Origin of the sequence: Pseudomonas sp. GW531-T4 (assembly GCF_017349615.1) — a bacterium.
Taxonomy (GTDB): domain Bacteria; phylum Pseudomonadota; class Gammaproteobacteria; order Pseudomonadales; family Pseudomonadaceae; genus Aquipseudomonas; species Aquipseudomonas chlororaphis_I.
This window is the reverse complement of record NZ_JACMZT010000069.1, coordinates 1-19307: the sequence shown is the minus strand read 5'-3', so window position 1 is coordinate 19307 and position 19307 is coordinate 1. Positions and strand designations below refer to the sequence as shown.

General features: G+C 64.2%; 7 protein-coding genes. 1 reads left to right on the top strand and 6 read right to left on the bottom strand.

The annotated features are described in order from the left end of the window. Positions 1–119, bottom strand: a 119-nt coding sequence (locus J4D28_RS30820) for a PAAR domain-containing protein (RefSeq protein WP_404940540.1), incomplete at its 3' end; no start/stop codon positions are given. 436 nt (positions 120–555) lie between these two features. Here J4D28_RS30820 and J4D28_RS29505 point away from each other — a divergent pair. After that, positions 556–819 (top strand): short-chain dehydrogenase, encoded by a 264-nt coding sequence (locus tag J4D28_RS29505; protein WP_028682435.1) that lies wholly within the window; start codon positions 556–558, stop codon positions 817–819. A 186-nt stretch (positions 820–1005) separates the two neighbouring features. On the opposite strand, the gene J4D28_RS29500 is transcribed toward J4D28_RS29505, so the two are convergent. From J4D28_RS29500 to gspE, 5 genes are all read right to left on the bottom strand, one after another. Beyond that, entirely contained in the window at positions 1006–1641 is a 636-nt protein-coding gene (locus tag J4D28_RS29500) for a hypothetical protein (protein ID WP_016704710.1), read from the bottom strand. Between the two features lie 208 nt (positions 1642–1849). Next, positions 1850–14548, bottom strand: a complete 12699-nt coding sequence (locus J4D28_RS29495; protein ID WP_103331887.1) for a filamentous haemagglutinin family protein — start codon at positions 14546–14548, stop codon at positions 1850–1852. 213 nt (positions 14549–14761) lie between these two features. Continuing rightward, positions 14762–15928 carry a substrate-binding domain-containing protein gene (locus J4D28_RS29490; RefSeq protein WP_103331888.1) on the bottom strand — a complete coding sequence of 389 codons (1167 nt, stop codon included), beginning with the start codon at positions 15926–15928 and terminating at the stop codon, positions 14762–14764. Between the two features lie 595 nt (positions 15929–16523). Beyond that, positions 16524–17735 (bottom strand): type II secretion system inner membrane protein GspF, encoded by a 1212-nt coding sequence (gene gspF / locus J4D28_RS29485; protein WP_009048771.1) that lies wholly within the window; start codon positions 17733–17735, stop codon positions 16524–16526. Continuing rightward, a complete protein-coding gene (gene gspE / locus J4D28_RS29480; RefSeq protein WP_009048770.1) occupies positions 17735–19156 on the bottom strand; it encodes a type II secretion system ATPase GspE in 1422 nt (473 codons plus the stop codon). Before gspE ends, gspF begins: the two co-directional genes overlap by 1 nt. Positions 19157–19307: the final 151 nt, after the last annotated feature.

The window sequence follows — 19307 nt, the reverse complement described above, 5'->3', positions numbered from 1 at the left end:
AACCACACCGGGTCGGCAATGCGGGCGACGCGTTGATCCACGACAAAGGTGGTGGCCGATCCGGCAATGACCTTGCCGCCGGTTGTGGTGGGGTCGCCTTCCCTGATGACAAAGGCCATGGCTACGTTCTCCATGAGGAATTTGCCTCGAACGTAACGACGAAAATCAGGCGGCTGAATCAGGCGATCCTGAAAAGCTTGCCCCTCTGAAACCCGCGTAAAACAACGGGCAACGGACAGCGATTGGCCCTACACAACTTGCAGAAAGTGCTGACTTGTTTGCTGCCGAGCCCCCGCCCTATAGTCCTTGCTCATCCATAAGGCGACCGGGTTTGGCGACCTGGAAATAAAACTTAAGAGACGCGCATCAGTGCCTTATTTTTTGCGAAGTCATGCCTTCGTCAAAAACTCAATGGCGGCTGTGCGTGGGAGACCTCAGGGTCTGCCGGTTTTTCTTAGGCTTTTTCCGGTTCGCCAACCCGCGTACAGCTGCCACCCCATTTGTTTGGCGACGAATACCGGGCGGCTATTTCAAATAGCTTAAGGAGCGTTACCGATGACTCAGCAATACATCCCCCTCACGGGCATCGACAGCCTCATCCCCTGCCTGCTGATCGACAAGAACACCCCACTCGACGTCCTCCACGCCAACAGCACAGCGCGCCTGCTGGCCGTCACCCAAGTGCTGGAAAGCCTCGCCCGCCTCGACCTGAAAGACGCCGACAGCGCCGACCTGCAACACCTGGCCAACGCCAGCGCCATCCTGCTGCGCGACAGCTGCGACCTGCTCGACGTCATGGGCTGGCGCCTGCAGGCCTGACATCGCACACCTGTAGCCGCTGCCGCAGGCTGCGATCGGCCGAATGGCCGTGACGGTTTCAAGACCGCTGAAGGTCCTTCGGACCTTATCGCAGCCTTCGGCAGCGGCTACAGAGCAAACGTCAGGGAAGTAAGCGCTCGGGGCCCCATCAGCATGCGGGCGCCCGGCAGTTGAACAGCCCTGGATTCAGAGCTGCTTGGCCATGGACTCGCTGATGGCCTGCAAGCCAGCCTCGGTGATCAGTTTCCAGTCATCCTCGGTAATCATCTGCATGCCTTCGCGTTTCAAGGTCTTGACCTCGACAGGCGAGGACGCGCTACCGGTGTCCACCTTCAGATGCGATTTGTTGTTCACCGCAACGGAGAAGGCACCGGGCGACATCCATGACCAGAACTCGACCACATGCACGGTGATGGTCCTGGCATCCGACGCCTGCTCGGTGCTCGGCACCACTTGATAACCGGCTTTGCCGTAGGCTGCGCCGATGCTCTTGGCAATCAGCGTGCTGACCTTGACGCCCTCCGGCAACAGCACATCGCCCAGCCCCATGCCATAGCCATTGCGCTTGCGCGCAATCGCGCGCTCGGTGATCGCCTTGTCGTTGATCTCGCCATTCTTCAGCGAAGGAATGTCGGCACTGCGCGGATCGGCTTCAAAACGACGCTCGTCGAGCACGTTGATCACCACCTTCTGGCCGTTGCCGCTGGCCACTTCAGGCCCGTCGATATCTACCACCGAACGGCTGGTGGCGCAGCCGAACAAGGTCGTGGTCGCCAGCAGCAAACCAGCGAGTTTCAGGTATTTCATGACGACTTCAGTCATTGGCATCCATCCGGTTCTGATTCAGAAAATAAGGCCGCCCGACGCCCACAGGCGTATTCGGGTGGCGCAGAATAATGCGCAATGACATTAAAATGCCACCACCTAAACCATGAATCGTCGCAAAGGCGGTGACCAGCCGCTCCTACAGGTGCAGGCAAAAAAAAGGGGTGATCAACGATCACCCCGAGGCTTGGTACCACGAGAGAACCTATAAGGTCAGTTGCCGCCGCTCCTCCTCGGTCAACTGCTGCCGCGCCTGATCGCTCAGCGGCCCGGCGCCCAGCACCTGCACCGGGCTGTCCGGGTTGTAACCGGGGTTGGCCCGGCTGGCGCCATCCTGGGTCGGCGCCAGGCGTTCCTGGCCGAAGCTCAACACCTGCACACTAAACACCGACGGCATATTCTGCCGCGCCGCCGCCTGCTGCTGGCGCGCCACATCCTCGGCGGCCTGGGTCGCCGACGACGCCGCCGAACTGGCCGACGTCAGGGCCCCGGTATTGACCGACGCCACTACCGGTATCCCGGATGACTTGCCCTGGGTCTGGATGTTTGCCGCGTTGACCACTTGCAAGGCGAAGATATTGACGTTGCCCGACACCCTGATCCCTGCCTCGCCGGCATCGATGGTGCCCAGTGGCGCCAGCAGGTCGATATCCCCGGCAGGCACTTCGGCAATCGGTGCCAGGGTGGCGATCCCCGCCCCCGAGCTTGGCACGTTCGACGACAGCGTGACGTTGCCCCAGTTGTCGTAGACCCGCTTGGGCGGCGTATAGATCACGGTGGTCTTGGAACCGCGCCCGGCGTTGATATCGCCAGCGTTCGACCAGCCGAGGATCGACCCGCCAAAGGTGGTCATGACCCGGCTCTGGCCCAACAAAATGCTGCCTTGGGAGTACAACTGGATATCGCCGGCACCCTGGGTGATGATCCCGGCACTGGCCGGCGGCGCCTCGCCTTCGATGCCGAATACCTGTTGCCCGCCCGGGGTCAGCATCTGGATGTCACCACCAAACAAGGTGTGTACACCCGCGCCGCCATACAGGGTGATGTCGCCGTCGTAAACGATCGGGTTGCCCGCCACATCGGCGGCTGGCAGCAAGGAAGCGATCGCATTGCGACTGCGCAGGAAGCTGCCGAAACGCGGGCCGTTTGCATCGTTGTACTCGCGGCCGCCCTCACGCAGTTCCTCGAAGTAGACGCGACGGGCGAAGACCCGCTGCTGCTCCGCCGGCAAGCTGGCAAAGTAGCCCCGTGCCTCGTCACTGGAACCCTCGAAGGCAAAGCGCTCCTTGAGCCACTTCAACAATTCGGCTTCATAGGTCTTGGCGACTTTGCCCCGTTGCTCGGCCAGCGGCACGCCAGCCTGAGCCTGATTGATCGGGTCCAGGTACGGCGTGACGAACTTCAGGTAATCCAGGCCCGCGGCCCCGACACCGGCCTGCATCACGATGCTGGCGCCAGGCCGCGAGTCGCCGGCCACCACCGGACCGAGACTGTTCACCGAGGCCTTGTCCTGCATCAGGATATTGCGTCCGGCGCTGATCTCCAGCGTGCCGGGGCCGGCGACGTTGAAGGAGCTGAACAGCAGGTCGCGTCCGGCGGAAACGATGGAAATATCGTTGGGGTTGTTATGGACAAACAGGTTGCCGCTGCTGGTGCCGCCATCGCGCATTATATTCCCCAGGGAACTGGCAATGATGCCGGGGACCCCTGTCGGCTCGCCCAAAGCAGTTCCCGAGTTGACAATATCGCGCCCCGCCTTCATCCACACCGGCCCTGCTGCTTCGTACCAGGTTTGTCCAAGCCGTGGGCCAAAGGTGAAGTTCAATATTTCACCGCTGCGCAATCCGACTATGTCCCCGCCAACCGCGTAAAAGCGCGCCGCATCAGTACTGGCGAACTGACCGTTGTTGGTGTTGGCACCAAAGGCGAACAACGAAAACTCGGTCTTGATGTTCGGAATCGTAATGCCGTCACTGCTCAGATTGGTCACTATGGGGGCGGCGCCCGTCCCCCAGCCCGCGAATGCCGGGGTAAAAGGCGTGGGCATCGCGCTCAGAGAGGCTCCAGACTGGTTGATGGCATAACCGCCGGCATAAATCGAGTCCCCGGCCAGTACTTCCAGGCGCCCCTGGGTAGACGGCGCCAACAGCAACGAGTACTGCGAGTTGTTACTCGTCCCCCCCAACGCCGAGCCACCGATGAACACATCGCCACTGGCGGCAATTGCGCTCAATTGCGAAGGGAAGATAAATCGGCCATCGGTCGGCGAGCTGTTGCGGTTGCCAATAGGTTGACCGTTATTGTTTATATCAATATCACCGACCTGCACACTTGGGGTCAGGCTACCTCCCGCCGAAAACAGATCAATGGCAGTGCGCTCGGTCCACAACGAAAACCAGCCATAGCCCCCCGTTCCATAAGAAGTTCCGTCATAGGTGAACGCCGAGGCGTTTTCAGTAGAGGTCCGCCCCGGATCGCCCGTACCGGCCAGCACCAGGTCGCCCCGGGTGGCCAGGCTGGCCGTGGCGTCGCCGAGCATCAACACCATGCCCCCTGTCGCGGTGCCCAGGGACGCATTGAACGGATCGTAGGCGCGGCTCTCCTTGCTGTCGTTAAACAGCGCGAGACTGCCATAGTTCAAGGCAATCCCCCCCAGGCTCGAGGCTTGCAGGCCGAGCGCGCCACGCAGGTTGCTCAAGACCCCGTTCAAACGCAGATCCTGCCGGGTGTAGTCGGTGGAGACCGGATTGGCAGTCGATGCAGTGGCGGCGGCCCGAGCCGATAATCCGGGGTTCAGGTCACCACCGACGCGCACATCCAGATCGCCACCGCCGGTCAGCAGCAGTTCACCTGTAGGGGTCACCCGACCGCTGCTGCCCACCGCCAGCACCAAGCCCTGACTGCGTGGCGAGGAAACCGCGTCCGGAGCGCCACGACGGCTGAGCAAACCGGCATCACGGCCCACATCCAGGGTCAGATTGCCACCGCCCAAGGTGCCGATACCGGTAAAACCCACCAGTATCGGAAGCTGCGCAATCATACTGCTATCGGGATTACCGGTATTCACTACTCCGCGACCACTCACATAGGTGCCGAAGTTGATCCACCAACTGGCCGGAATCGGCGTAACCCCGGCCGTATCGCCGGTCCCCTGGCGCCAGAGCCAATTGCCCAGGTTGGAGCTGGCCAATTGAGCGCGGGCGTTTTCCTTACGGGGTTCGGTGTAGTTGCTGAACACATCACCCGTCAGACTGCCACCACTGCGCAATAACAGGTTGCCGCCCTGATCCGGGTACCAGGCCGCATACAGACTGCCCGGCCCCTCGTTGACCAGACTCTCGTAAGTGGTCGCCGCACTGCCCAGAACACTGCCATCGCCGCCACGACTGCGCGCCTGATCGAAAGCGCCCTGCAGATCACCGGCTCGTGTAGCGGTCGAAGCCCCGGCGGTATAGACCCCGTACGACGACTGCATGGCCACATTACCCGCCGCCAGCAGGTCCAGATCTCCGGTACCGGTGCGCAGTACGCTGAAGTTCTGGGTGACCGGCGTTACTTTGTTCACCGGACCGACGATGACTTGCTCCGGCGTGCCGGGGATGGCTTCGCCCAGTGAGGTACACAGGCCTTCGGCGCACCAGGATTCATATTCCGCCAAAACCGGTGCCCCCTCGACAAAACTAGGGTCGATCAATACCCCGAGGTCGTTCCACACATAGTTGAAGCGATTGCACATACCTTCGGCGCACCAGGACTCCTCCGCCGGTGCGACACGCGTACCTTCAACAAAACTCGGGTCGATCAACACCCCCAACTCGTTCCAGAACCAGGCACCCGCCGGACGCTCCGGAGTCCCCGGAATAATGATGGTCTCGTGCCCCTCAAAGACCGCGTAATGAGTGTCGGCCAAGGTCAGGTCACCGGCCATCACCGGTTTGATCGCCCGGGTGTCGGCGGCCTGGGTATCAGCCCCCGAAACCAGGCGCATCGACCAGGACAACGAGCCCTCCGGCAACAATGAAGCGACGGCCCAATTGCTGCCCTGGCGCCCACCGGTCACCGTGCGCAGCGGCACCGAAATCACCCCGGACGGCAACTTGATATCGGTTTCCGACGGAATCAACGCGCCTACCTTGAGCGCCAGCGAGCCGGCCAGTTGCACGCCGTCCGGATTGTTCGAGTCAAAGCTGTCGCGGCTTGGTAAAGGCACCCCGGCCGGCCAGATCATGGCGCCCAGCGAGGCCGCCGCGGGCAGCCGTGTGCCAGCGTCCAGGGTCATGCCGCTGGCCAGGGTCACGGCCTCGCGGATCAGAGTACCGGCGGCATACACCTGATTGCCGGCACTGTCGCGCACGGCCGCTTGCAGCACCGTACCGGCCGGCAGTTCCAGCGGTGCCTGCAGGGTCGCCTCGACCGGCAGCAAGGTGCCCTGCGCCAGGCGCACCGGTTTGATCGGCAATGCATAGTTGAGGGTCTTGCCGGCCGGGAACAGGCTACCATCCGCCAGCGTCACACCCGGCCCCGGCACCACCACATCGCCACCAAAGGCCTGACGACCGGGGGTCAACACCCAGCCGGCATCGTCCGGGGTCGGCGGTGGTGGCGCAAAACCGTCGTTGATGCTGCCGTAGATGTCCAGGTTGCCCCCGGCGCGAATCACCAGGTTGCCTGGCTCGCCCGAGCCATACCCTGAGGTTTTCTGCGCATGGGGATTGACACTGGTATAGCGATAACCGGAGAGATCCAGGTCGCCGCTGATCACCAGATCGCCCTGGGTGACGATCTCCAGCCCCGGGCGCAGGTGAAAGGCGTCGGCATAGGTGGCGTTGTTCAAGCCAGCCAACTTGCCATTCATCAGGCTGGCATTGCTCAAGGCATTGTCGATAAAGCGCTGGCTGTCCTGATGCTTGGCGTCCAGGTAGGCCTGATCGATCACCTGGTACGGCCGACCGCTGGCAGCCGGCGCCGTGCCCTCAGGGGCATCGGTGTAACGGGCGGTGCCGTTTACCGCGATGGAGCGAGCCCCCAGGATGTTCAGCCGGCCACTGGCATCGATGGCGATATCGCCCAGGGTCGGGTCGCTGGCATCCAGGCGCGGAGCATTGAGTTCCAGCGTCCCGCGGGCCTGGCCGTCGTACTGGCCAGGCGCCGTACCGGCAGCGACCGAGGTGCCGTGGCGCAGGTCGATGCGTGCACCGTCAGCCAGGGTCAGTTGGCCAAGGCCGGAGTTGAGTTCGACCATCGCACGATTCGGCGAATCGATGATCTTGCCGTAGCTGTCGACCCGCAGGGCCGTGCCATGGATATCGAGCAAGGCACTGCCGGCCAGGGTCAGGCCCTGGCTGGCAGCCAGGCGAATGCTGCCGACCCGCTCGCCACTGGCATCGATGCTACCCAGCACCGTCAACTGGCCGTTATCCACGGAAACGTTGACTTCGCCGGCCTTGAGTTCGCTGCCGATCGTCAGGTCGCCGCGCTTGATCTGGAAACTGCGGGCGCCGAACACCTGGCCCTGGTTGAGGCGCTGGTTGAGCGCGGCGAAATCCCCCAGGGTCTGGGCGCGGATATCGACGCTGCCAGCCTTGTAAGGCACCAGGGTGCCGCCGGCGTCGTAATGCCCCGAGCTGGCACCGAGCAGCTGGCCTTGTAGATCCACCTGACCGCCGCCCTCGTCCACGGCTACCACCTTCAGGCTCCCACCATGGTTGTTCTGCGCCGACAGATCGATCAGCGACCCTGCCGCCTGGCGGATATCGCCCTCGCGGCTTTGCAGAATCACATCGCCGCCCCAACTGTATTGGCTGACTTCGTTGAACATGACCTGGCGCCCGGCCAGGTCCAGATGGGCGCGGTCGGTCAGGTTCAACCCATGCTCGGCATTGACCGTCAGCTTGCCGCTGGGCAGGACCACGGCGCTGTCCAGTTCGACGTTGTTGCCGGCCAGCAACACTTCAGCGCCAAGGCTGTCGATGGCCGGCAAGGCCGCCTGCTGGCCCGGTGCGCGACTCAACCGCAGGTCGCCCCCCGCCGTGATGCGGTTGACCGACCCCGCCTCGCCGGTCAGCAACGGCGTGCTGATATTCAGGTTGCCGCCGCTGTAGACGAAGCCCTTGCCAGCTTCATAGGCCCCCTGGGACTGATAGACCGCCAGGCTGCCCTTATGGTTGGCGGTCAGGCGCTCGCTGGCGCTGAGATTGACATTGGCAAAACCCAGGGCCAGGCGCGCGTAGTCGGCCAAAGGATCGGGCTGAGTGTTGGGGCCATAGCCGAATTCGATGCGCCGGGCCTGGATCTCCAGGGTGCCGCTGCCGGTGCCGGCACCGTTGGCGATCACCGCAGCGGGCGTACCGGCTGCCCCGTTCCAGATCAGGTTGCCGGTCTGGATCAGTGCCACATCGCCGGCCGCGCCGTCGCCGTAGATCGCCGGGGTACTGAGCATCAGGTTGTCGAGCATCGACTGGCCATTGCTGTCCAGGGTGCTCAGGGTGGTGCTGCCGTAGAAATTCAATGACTGGCCGGCGGTCAACGACAGGGTTTCCAGGGCCGGCGCCCCACTCGCGATATCGCCGCGCAACAAACGATTCATGACGTCCTGATTGAGGGTCAACCCCGACGGCAGGGCATTGCGCGCCTGGGCAGCGGCCAGGGCCTCTGGGCTGCCGACATTGACCCCGCCGACCGCCAGGGCCAGATGACGGGTGCCGTAACGCACCGCATCACCCAGCCTGAAGGTGTTGGTGGTGGCAAAGGCAATGGTGCCCTGGGAGTACAGCGTGGTTTCGCCCTGGCAAGTAGCCTGAACACAGTCACCGATCAAGATACTGCCGGGCCCCCGGCCCGCATCGTCCTTGGTCGGCGCGAGCATTTGCAGCACGCCGTTGGAGACGGCCAACACGCTGCGAAGTCCCGGTTGGTAGATAAAACCGTCGGTGGAGTCATAGGCCACATCGCCACGCCCCAGGGTATTGATCGATGCACCCTGCTCGACTTGAATCGCACCATTGGATCGACCGGAAACGAGGAACACTTCAGGGGCCGACAAAGTCGCGCCCTGGCGCAGAGTCACCGACTCAGCGGCACTGTTCGCGTCGAACTGGACAAAATTGCCACCTTGGCCATACACCACGTTCGGTGCTCCGCCAATGCTCATGCGAGCTGTACCAATGGCATTCAGATCATTGGCATGGAACGACACCCCATTGCCGTTGGCAGTGGCCCCGGCAGGCAGAATCTCGATCGCGCTGCCGCTGCCGCTCGATCCGGACATTACCTCCAGGCTCGCGCCAAAACCGCCTTCGGCCGATGCCGAACGTGCCACTCCGGCGAACTCGAAACCATTGGAGGCATTGCCCTGGCCGGCGACCAGGCTGACCCGCAAGGTTTTGCCGTCGGCCTCCAGCGCTGCGCGAGGCACTCCCTGGCGCGCGGCATCGCTACGGACAAAATCGGCATACGGGGTTTCGTTATATTGCGAGTAACTGCGCAGCACCACGGCCGGGGTCAGGATCACCTGGCGGCTCAAGGCATCCTGAATCCCGGTCTGGGCGATGGACAGCCGGCCCGCGCTGGACCAGGAGCCGTTGCTCATGACCGTGCCACGGGTCAGCGCGGTCGCGCCGAATGGCGCGGCCAAGCCATTGATCTCGACCCGGAACGCCCCCGGCAGCAAGGCATAGGTCGAAGGCAGCAAGGTGTAGGTGCCCGCCGGCAAGCCGGGGACGCCTGCGTCGATGCTGATCTGCTGGCCCACCAGGGGCGTCGTCGCCCCCGCCTCGCCACCGCTGGGCGCAACATTCGCCTGGACTCCGGGCACGATGGCGTACACCGGGTTGGTGTCCAGCCCCGGCAAGGTGAAGCGACCATTGGCGCCAAACTGCACCAGCGGGTTGTAGCGCGCATCGGTCGAACCACCGCGCCCGGAAACGAATGCCGCACCCAGCAACTGGCCGCCGCCGGAGAGGTCCAGTACCGCGCCCTGCTGCACCTCGATCGACTGCCCCAGCAACTGCGCGCCCACCACCAGGTTGGCGTTGGAACTGGTGCCGCCCACGCCCAGCAAGTCCACTTGTTTACCGTCGAAACGCCAGGTCACGCCGTCCACCGTGCCGCCATAGGGCAAGGTCAGGCCCGCGGCGCTGACCGACGTCAGGCTGCCCGGCAGCAGGTTGAGCTGTTTGGTGTAGCGCAATATCCCCTCCTGGGTGCCCAGGGAAATATTGCCCAGGGGCGCCCGCAGCACGCCGCCCTGCTCGATGACCGCCGCCCCAAGAGTCAGCTTGCCGAACACCGAATAGGGTTGCGCCGGATCGACGCTGCCGGTGCGCCCGATACTCAGGGTCCGGTCTGGATCGTAGTCCAGGCCATTGCCCCGATAACCCGCGAGCACCTGCGCCACCGCGCCGGTGGCCGGGTAGATCTGCGCAGCGGCCAGCCGCAAGTCGGCCTGGGTGCTCAGGTTGGTGTTGCGCAAATCGATGGTGCTGGCCAGAAAGCGCATATCGCCCTGGCTGATCAGTTGCGTGTCGTCGAAAGCACGGCGGTCGATGGCCTGGCTCAGGCCGCTGGCGGTGGTGCCATGGGCACCGATACTCACACCGTCGCGGATATCCAGTACGTTACCCGCCGTGACCAACAGGCTGCCCGTTGAAGCCTGGGTCGAAACCCCGCCCTGCACCGTAGGGCGAATCGAGCGGTCAGGCGCATCCACCGCACCGACACCCGCCAAGCGTATATAAGGTGCGGCCAGTTGCACTCGCGAACCGGCCGCAGCGCTATCGCTCAACGCCAGGGCACCGGCATACAACTGCAGGCTCTGCCCCAGAGACAGCGACAGCGCGCCGTCGAAACTGATCAGGCCATTGCTGAGCAGCGACAGGTTATCGAAGCCCCCCGCCTGAACTTTATCCAGCCCCAGCCGGGCATGGCCATAGGCAAGGGTGTCTTGCACGGTTTCGGGACCGGCGCCACTGGGCAACAGGCTGTCGGCGCTGACCTGGCCAACCACCATTTCTCGCGCCTGGCGTACCCGCTGCGACGCACTGGTGCGGTAGAGCGGTACCTCCAGCGCCACATCCAGCGAGCCGCCGGCCGCACCGCTGCCACCCGCGCGGGCGTTAAAACTGCCGTCCAGGTACAGGCCGTTATTCGACGCCAGGGAAATACTGCCGCCACTGCTGGCAATCGCCACAGCCCCTTGACCCGCCACATCGACCATGGCTTGGGCACCGGAAGCCTCCAGGCGCGCGCCTTCACGCACCACCACAAATTGATTGGCCGCGCTGGCGATGCCGGTCTGCGGGTCGATTTGCCCACCGATCACGATGGTGCCACCTGCGTCCACCTTCCCGTAGCGACGCCGCAGGGCATCGGTCGCGGTGACCGCCCGCGCGGCGACATCGAGCACCGCCTGTTCCCCCACCCAGATCGAACGGCCATGACCGGCGCTCTCGACGGCTTCGGCCACATCCGGCGCAACCGAGATGCCGCTCAAGGTGATGGCGCCGCCCCAGGCATTCAATGCACCGTCCAGGGTCAACTGGCCAATACTGCCCAGGGCGATCGACTGGCCGGGGTCGACGCTGATGGCGGCACCCTTGCCCACCACCAGCTGGGTACTGGCCATGTCCGCCGCGCTCGAGCGCGCGGTGCCGGCCCGCAGGCTGATACTCGCGCCCTGGCGCTGGCTGAGTACGGCCTTGATCGGGTCTTCCTGGTAAAGCCCGGGCAACCAGCGTTCCAACGCAGAGGCCGGGTCCGCTCCAGTCGCTGTGCTCCAGGCCTGATCGCCCAACAGATAGACCGGTTGGGTCACCTCGACCTGTGCACCATCGGCCACCCGCAGGCCCTGGTTGCTGGTGATGTCATACGCGGCGAAACCTTTATCGAAAAACTGCGGGGCCAGCACCAGGGTGTCGGCGGCAGTGTCGGCGGCGCGCTCACCGATCAGCACCTTGCCGCTCTGGAGGCTCAAGGTGCCGCCACCGTTCACGCCATGGCCGCGCAGCTCGCCGTCCAGGGTGAGCGTGCCGATGGCCGCCGCGCTGTTGGCATTGGCCACCAGGGTGAGATTACCGCCCTTGCCAGCGCGGGTCTTGCCGTCGCTCATAAGTGCCGCGCCCGATGACACGTCGATCAGGCTGCCGCTCTCCAGCGCGACATCGGCGCTGCTGCGCAGCGAGACGCTGCCGCCATTGAGGTAAGGCAAGCGACTGCCATCGGCAGGGTCCAACAACAGGTTGCTCCACAGGCCGCTGGTGTCCAGCCGGACGCCACTGCCAACCGTCAGCGTCGCGCGCTTGCCCCCCGTCGCCGCCAGGGTGGTGTCGAGCTTGCCGTTGCTGGTGATCTGCTGCAGCACATTGCCCAGGGCCAGATTGCCGCCATGCGCCGTCAGGCCGGCATCAACCTGCACCTGAGGACCGTACAGGGTGATATCGCCACCGGGACTGACTTCCAAAGCACCCTCAACCAGGATGCTGCCGGTGGCAGCGACCTTGACGCTGCTGAGTTTGAAACCGTTGAGCTGCTCGGTGTCGAGCCACAAGGTGCCCTTGCGCTCATCGGGCAGGACAGTGTCCAGGTCCAGCCCATTGGCTATCGTCGCGGCCTGTCCCAGCACCACTTGCTTGACGGTATTGGCATCGGCACCCAGGGCGTACTGCAGGCTGGCGCTGTCCTTGACGTAGTAAGGCACATAAGCCCCCACCACCAACTGCCCGCCCCGGGCCACGGCGTTCTGTCCCTGCTGGTAGCCGTCGAGCCCCGGACGCGGGGCCTGAGTCTGGCGGTCGCCCTGGAAGGTGTCACCGACGATCTGCCCTTCGAGTACCGCATTGCGGGTGCTGACTTCCAGACGGCCGGCATCTCGACCTACGCTGTAGCCTTGCTCCAGGCGCTCGCGGGGAGCAATCAACGAGTTGTAGTGGTACTCGGTCTGGCCCCAGCGCACGCTGTGCTCTTCGAAGCCTTTGTAGAGCCCGCTGTAGAGAATGTCACCCGGGGCCCTGGACAGCTCGATCAGCCGGCCATCGGCGGCCCGCAGCCAGGTCTGCTGGATCATCCCGTCCTGCACGTCCAGGGTGCCGCCGGAGAGGTTGATCTGCGAACCCTGCTGAGTCACCACCTCATTGCCGCTCAGACGTACGCTGCCGCCCTGGGCCATCCATTCGCCGACGTTGTGCGGCTGGGTGCCCAGATAACCGCCCACCTCCAGCAAGCCGCCAGCGGTGTACCAGCGATCCGTGGCGTAGCCGTTGGTCCCTGCCGGGACCAGCACCAGCTCGCGGGCATCGACCCAGACATCGTTGTTGTTGAGGTTCTTGCTGTCGCGGTTGACCGAGGCATCACGCTGCTCGTTGCCCTGGATATTGACCTTGACGCTGTTGGACTCCATCGCCACCTTGACGCCCACCGCCCCCGACACATCGATCACCGCACCGTCGCGCACCAGGCTGCGCTGCCCGGCATTCACCGCGACCTGGCCGCCGGTGGCCAGGGTGATCGAACCGCTCTGGAAGTCCACGGTGCCGCCGCTGACGATCTCCACCAGTGACTGGTCGCGACGATAGGTATCGGCCGGCGTAGAATTTCCAGCCTGGTTCAAGGCTGGCGTCAACAGCCCCTCGCGCTGGCTGTCCAGGGCCATGCTGCTGTCGATCAGGATGGCACTGGTACTGCCCTCGCCCAGGGTGACCTTGGCGTCGCTGCCCCGGGCATTCAGATGCAGGGTGCCGCGGGCGTCCACCGAAGTGCTGCTCAGGGCCAGGCCTTTTTGCAGCACCTCCTGGGCACTCAGGGTGATGTCGCCGGTAGCCGCCTGGATCGAGCCGTGGTTGCTGACCTTGCCGCCGCCTGAAGCGACGACTTCGTTGCCGCGGGTGGTCGAGGTCGGGTTACCGTCGGTGCTGTAGCCTTTCTTGATCACAAAACTGTCGCCGGCGACCAGAGCGGTCTGGCCTCGCGGGGTATTGATGCTGCCGGCGTTATCCACCTCCTTGCCGAGCAACAACACATAACCGCCGCTGGAGGTGGAAGATCCTGGCACATGGGTCTGCAGTTGCGCGCCCTGCTCCACCAGCACCTTGCCGGCGGCGTCGCTGAACGTCGGCGCGCTGTCGCTGGCGCTGAACAGCCCACGGTTGTTGAACTGTTCATCGCTGATAGTGGTGGCTGCCGCCACCAGGTTGCGCACATTGATCTGGCTGCTGCCGCTGAATACCACACCGTTGCGGTTGAGGATCATCACCGTGCCGTCGGCCTTGAGTGCCCCCTGGATCTGGCTGGGCGAGGTGCTGTTGTTGACACGGTTGAGCGCGGCCCAATCGGCGTTCTGCTGGAACTCGACGGTGGTGTCACGGCCGATGTTGAAGGTTTCCCAGTTGAGAATCGCCTTGTCGGCGGTCTGTTTGATCGACACCAGCGCCTTGCCGTTGGTATCGGTCTGTACCGGCCCTTCGGCGTTGACGAACAGCGGCTTGCCGTCGGCCCCGACCAGCACATTCAGGCCATTGCCCCCCAGGCCGTTGTGCAGGGTCTGCGCAGCGGTCAGCGCCGCCGCGCGCCCGGCCGCTTGCGCGGCCTGCTGGGCAGCGATGGCCGCTACTGTGTTGTTGAGGTTGCTCATCGAGCGTTGCAGCTGACTGTTGACCCGCTGCTGTTGCGCCAGGGGCGGCGGCGTACCGACCGGCTGCGCCACCGATGGACGCGCAGCGCCGGCGCCCTGGTTCGCGCCCATGGCTCCGAACCAACCCGAACTGAAGACCTGAGGCTGCGCGGCCTGGGCCGTGCCGGCGAGCATCAACAGGGCAATGGCGTGCGCCAGCGGCTTGAGTCGCAGCACCGGCTGTCCATGGGCAGCAGAAGCGTTGATGAGTCGGGAAACAGGCTGATTCGGCTCAGAGCGCATCACTTGCGGATCCTTTTTACTGTTCGGGCGAATGGCGGGTACGACGGTTGCCGCCAAAACATTCGCGGGATTACTGCTAAGGCGGTTATGGGCAGGCGCGACCGAACTCTTGTCATGCAAAGTTCATCTGCGCGACAACAGCCGGAAACGAGAAAGCCGGCAATGGCTTGAGCCATTGCCGGCGGTTACACGAACCCTGCCGATGGCGGGGTATCAGGCCGGACGACCAATGCCGTTGCAGACGTTGGTGTTGCCTACGCGCAGGGCGCTGGTGGTGTTGTAGAAGGTGTTGTGTACAGCGGTCTGCCAGCTGGCTGGCAGTGGGATGAAGGAGTGGCTGGTCACAGTGGCGTTGTTGCCACCGGTGTAGTGGGTGTTGAGGAAGTTGCGGATACGCAGGTTGTCGCCGGCGTCCTTGTAGCACTGGCTGAAGACCAGGTTGGTATAACCTACGATTGGGTAGCCGGTGCTTGGGTTGGCGAAGGTCGGTACCCAGTCCAGTGGGTTGGCGACGTCCTTGCCGCTGGCAGGGTTGGTCGGTGGCAGTGCGGTATCCAGCGTGACCTGTACGTTGACGGCGGTTGGCAGGAAGCCATTGACCGTTGCCACTTTGGCAGCGTTGTTGAACTCGGCGAAGTCAGGGCTGACATAACCGATGGCGCCGTTGGTGCTGGCCACGGTGGAAGCGATCGCGCCGCTACCGGAAACACCGATGTAGGTCGAACCGGTTGGAGCATTGGTGGCCGGGTTGAAGCCTACGGCGGTGGCGAAGCTGTTGCTGGCGGCAGGTACCGAAGCAGGCTTCACGGCTTTCAGGTGAGTGGTGAAGATCTCGGTGGTGCCGCTGCCGTCGGTGCGATAGACAACCTTGATTGGCAGATCAGGACCAGCCGTACCACCGAAGGAGACATCTTTCCAGTTCTGGATCTTGCCCGAGAAGATATCGGCCAGTTGAGCACTGGTGAGGTTCAACGTGGTTTTGCCAGCGATGTTGTAAGGCACGGTCACCGAAGTGGCTTCGGCCGGGATCTGGATCAAAGGACCGAAGGTGGTACGGCCCTTGTCGGCGCTGGCATTGTAGGCGTTAAGTTCAGCCAGGCTCACGATCGAGTCGCTACCGGCGTAGTCGACGTTGATGCCAGCAGCCAGGTTGAACTTGGTGGAGTCATTGTTGAAGAAGGCCTGTTTGCCTGCACCGCTGCCTACGCCGATGTAAGGGTTGAAGCCAGGAGTCGAGGAAGCCAGGATGCCGGTACCGGCGGTGGTGCCATACAGGTTCTGTGGCAGAGTGGCACCGCCACCCACAACAGCAGCCATCGATTGGGCCGAAGCCAGAGCTGCTACAGCCATGGAAGCTGCGATCATAGTGCGCTTAAACATGAAGAATCTCCTTTCGTCGTGTGTATACGGAGGTCAATGGTTCTTGCATGACGCCATGGCGCTCAGATCCTCTGCCCTGCTCTGAGAGCGTTGTGCGGGGTGAGGCCATGGGTAAGAAGTTCGCAGCTTCCGGTGACAGATAAAGGAAAAAACCTCGGGAGAAAGGCCTTGATTTTCAAAAACTTTCTCGGGTGTTCGGGGGCCTTGGCACGGGCTTTTCAGCGCAGGTGACAGCGAGGTTTCGCGGGGCCTTTTGCCAGCTCACGGGCCGACGCGGCGTGGGTCTTGGGCTGGGGGCGATGGGGGTGGTTGTGCATGACAGAACGAGGAACCCGAGTTCGGCGGATTGGCCGCTCGGGTGGCAGGCCTCGGAGCAGAAAAAAATTGAGACAACCCCTGCTGTTGTTCCTGGCGAACCGCGTGTTCAGGTTTGGCGACGCAGCCTCGCTGCGCTCGGCAGCGGCTACAGGCATTCGCGTCGACAGCAGTTCGGCGCCATGACCGTAGGAGCGAGGCTTGCCCGCGATCCAGGCGACGCGAGTCGTCTGGACGGACGCTATCGCGAGCAAGCTTCGCTCCTACAGAAGCCCCCCTTTTATTGCACCAACTGGTTGATCTCGATGATCGGCAGCAGCACCGCCATGACGATCACCAGCACCACCCCGCCCATGACCACGATCATCAGTGGTTCGAGCAAGGCGGTCATGCCCATGGCGCGGCGTTCGATGTCGCGGGACAGGGTTTGCGCGGCGCGTTCGAGCATGGGTGGCAAGGCGCCGGTTTTTTCGCCGCTGGCGATCAGGTGGATCAGCACCGGCGGGAAGACTTTTTCCACCCGCAGCGCGGCGGCCAGGTTGACGCCTTCGCGGACCTTGGCGGTGGCATCGCTGACGCTCTGGCTCAGGCGGTCGTTGGACAGGGTCTGGCGCGCCGCTTCGAGGGCGCGCAGCAGCGGCACCCCGGCTCCACCGAGGATCGCCAGGGTCGAGGCGAAGCGCGCGGTGTTCAGACCCAGCACGAAGCGCCCGATCAGCGGCAGACGCAGTACCCGGCTGTGCCAGTTCAAGCGGGCCTGGGGGTTACGCAGGTACAGGCGCCAGCTCCAGAAACCGCCGGCCAGCACACCGAAACACAACCAGCCCCAGGCGCGAATGAAATCGCTGGCGTTGAGCATCGCCAGGGTCAGCCCCGGCAGGTCCTGGCGCGCCTGGGAGAAGGCGCTGACCACCTGGGGCACCACGTAGCTGAGCAGGAAGATCACGATGCCCACCGAGACCAGCCCCACCACCCCGGGGTAGATAAAGGCGGTGAGGATCTTGCCGCGCAGGGTGTTGCGTTCCTCGATGTAGTCGGCCAGGCGCTCCATGACCTGGGCCAGGTCGCCGGACTCTTCGCCGGCGGCGATCAGCGCCCGGTAGATGTCCGGGAAATCCCGTGGCCGCGCCGCCAGGGCTTCGGCCAGGCGCATGCCGCTGCGCACATCGGCGCGCACCGCGCTGAGGGTGTGGGCGATGTGCTTGCGTTCGGCCTGCTCCACCGTGGCGCTGAGCGCCGCTTCCAAGGGCAGGCTGGCGCCCAGCAGGCTGGCCAACTGGCGGGTGGCCCAGGCCAGGTCGTTGTCCGACAGCTTGGCGCTGAACAGGCCGCCGCCACCGGTTTTGGGCGTGTTGCTCTCGACCTGCACCATCAGGGCCGTCAGCCCGCGGCTGCGCAGCACGCCGAAGGCGGCGCTCTGGCTGTCGGCTTCCAGGTGCCCGGACTCGATCTTGCCGAGGGCGTCGGCGGCTTCGTAGCGATAACGGTTCATCAGGCGTCCCGGGTTACGCGAAGGATTTCTTCAGGGGCGGTGGCGCCGCTGCGCACCCAGCGCTCGCCGTCCTCGCGCATGCTGAACATCCCGGCGCGGCGCGCGGCGGCGCGCAACGCCTGTTCGTCGGCGCCCTGGTGAATCAGGCTGCGAATGTCGTCGTCGATGCAGAACAGCTCGTGGATGCCGGTGCGCCCGCTGTAGCCGACCTGGTTACAGGCCGGGCAGCCCACCGGGCGCCAGGTGCCGGGGGCGGTCGGGTCTTCTTCCTTGCAGTGCGGGCACAACCGGCGCACCAGGCGCTGGGCCAGCACGCCGAGCATCGACGAGGCCAGCAGGAACGGCTCGACGCCCATGTCGATCAGGCGGTTGACCGCCGACACCGCGTCGTTGGTGTGCAGGGTCGCCAGCACCAGGTGGCCGGTAAGCGAAGCCTGCACGGCGATCTGCGCGGTTTCCAGGTCGCGGATCTCGCCGATCATGATGATGTCCGGGTCCTGGCGCAGGATCGCGCGCAGGGCCAGGGCGAAAGTCATGTCGATCTTGGCGTTGACCTGGATCTGGCTGATGCCCGGCAAGTCATATTCCACCGGGTCTTCGACGGTGAGGATATTGCTGGTGCTGGCGTCCAGCCGCGCCAGAGCGGCGTAGAGGCTGGTGGTCTTGCCGCTGCCGGTGGGGCCGGTGACCAGCACGATGCCGTGGGGCTGGCGGATCAGGTTGTCGAGCTTGCCCAGCACCTGGGGGTCCATCCCTAAGGTTTCCAGTTGCAGGCGCCCGGCCTGTTTATCCAGCAGACGCATCACCACCCGTTCGCCGTGCCCGGTGGGCACCGTGGACACCCGGATATCGATGGGCCGCCCGGCCACGCGCAAGGCGATGCGGCCGTCCTGGGGCAGGCGTTTTTCGGCGATGTCGAGCTGGGCCATGATCTTGATCCGCGACACCAACGCGCCGTGCAGGGCCTTGCGCGGCGAGACCACGTCGCGCAGCGTGCCGTCGACCCGGTAGCGCACCACCGAATGGCTTTCATAGGGCTCGATATGGATATCGCTGGCCTCGTCCCGCGCGGCCTGGGTCAGCAAGGCGTTGATCATGCGGATCACCGGCGCGCCGTCCTGGGTGTCGAGCAGGTCGGTGATTTCCGGGATGTCCTGCATCAGGCGGTCGAGGTCGACTTCGTTTTCGGCGGCGCCGACCACCGCGGCGGCGCTGCCGGTGTCGGAATAGGCGCTGGCCAGCAGGCCGTCGAGTTCTTCGTCGCGCACCCGCTCCAGGCGCGCCGGGCCGAACTGGCGGCGTGCTTCGCTGATCGACCAGCCGGGGGTCGAGGGGCAGACCAGGAGTACGGCGCCCTCCTCGCTGTGACGCAGGAGGATGCGTTGGGATTTGGCCCAGGCATAAGGGAGTTGTGGGTTCATGGGAGTGCCTCCGGGCCTTGGCCTTGGCCTTGGCCGTGTACATATCCGTTGCTGCGGTAACGGCGGCTTAGGGTTTCGCCCTTACGGCGAGTCACTTTGAAGAGCCCAAAGTAACCAAAGGCTCTTGCCCCCAGCGTCCGGTCCTCGCTAG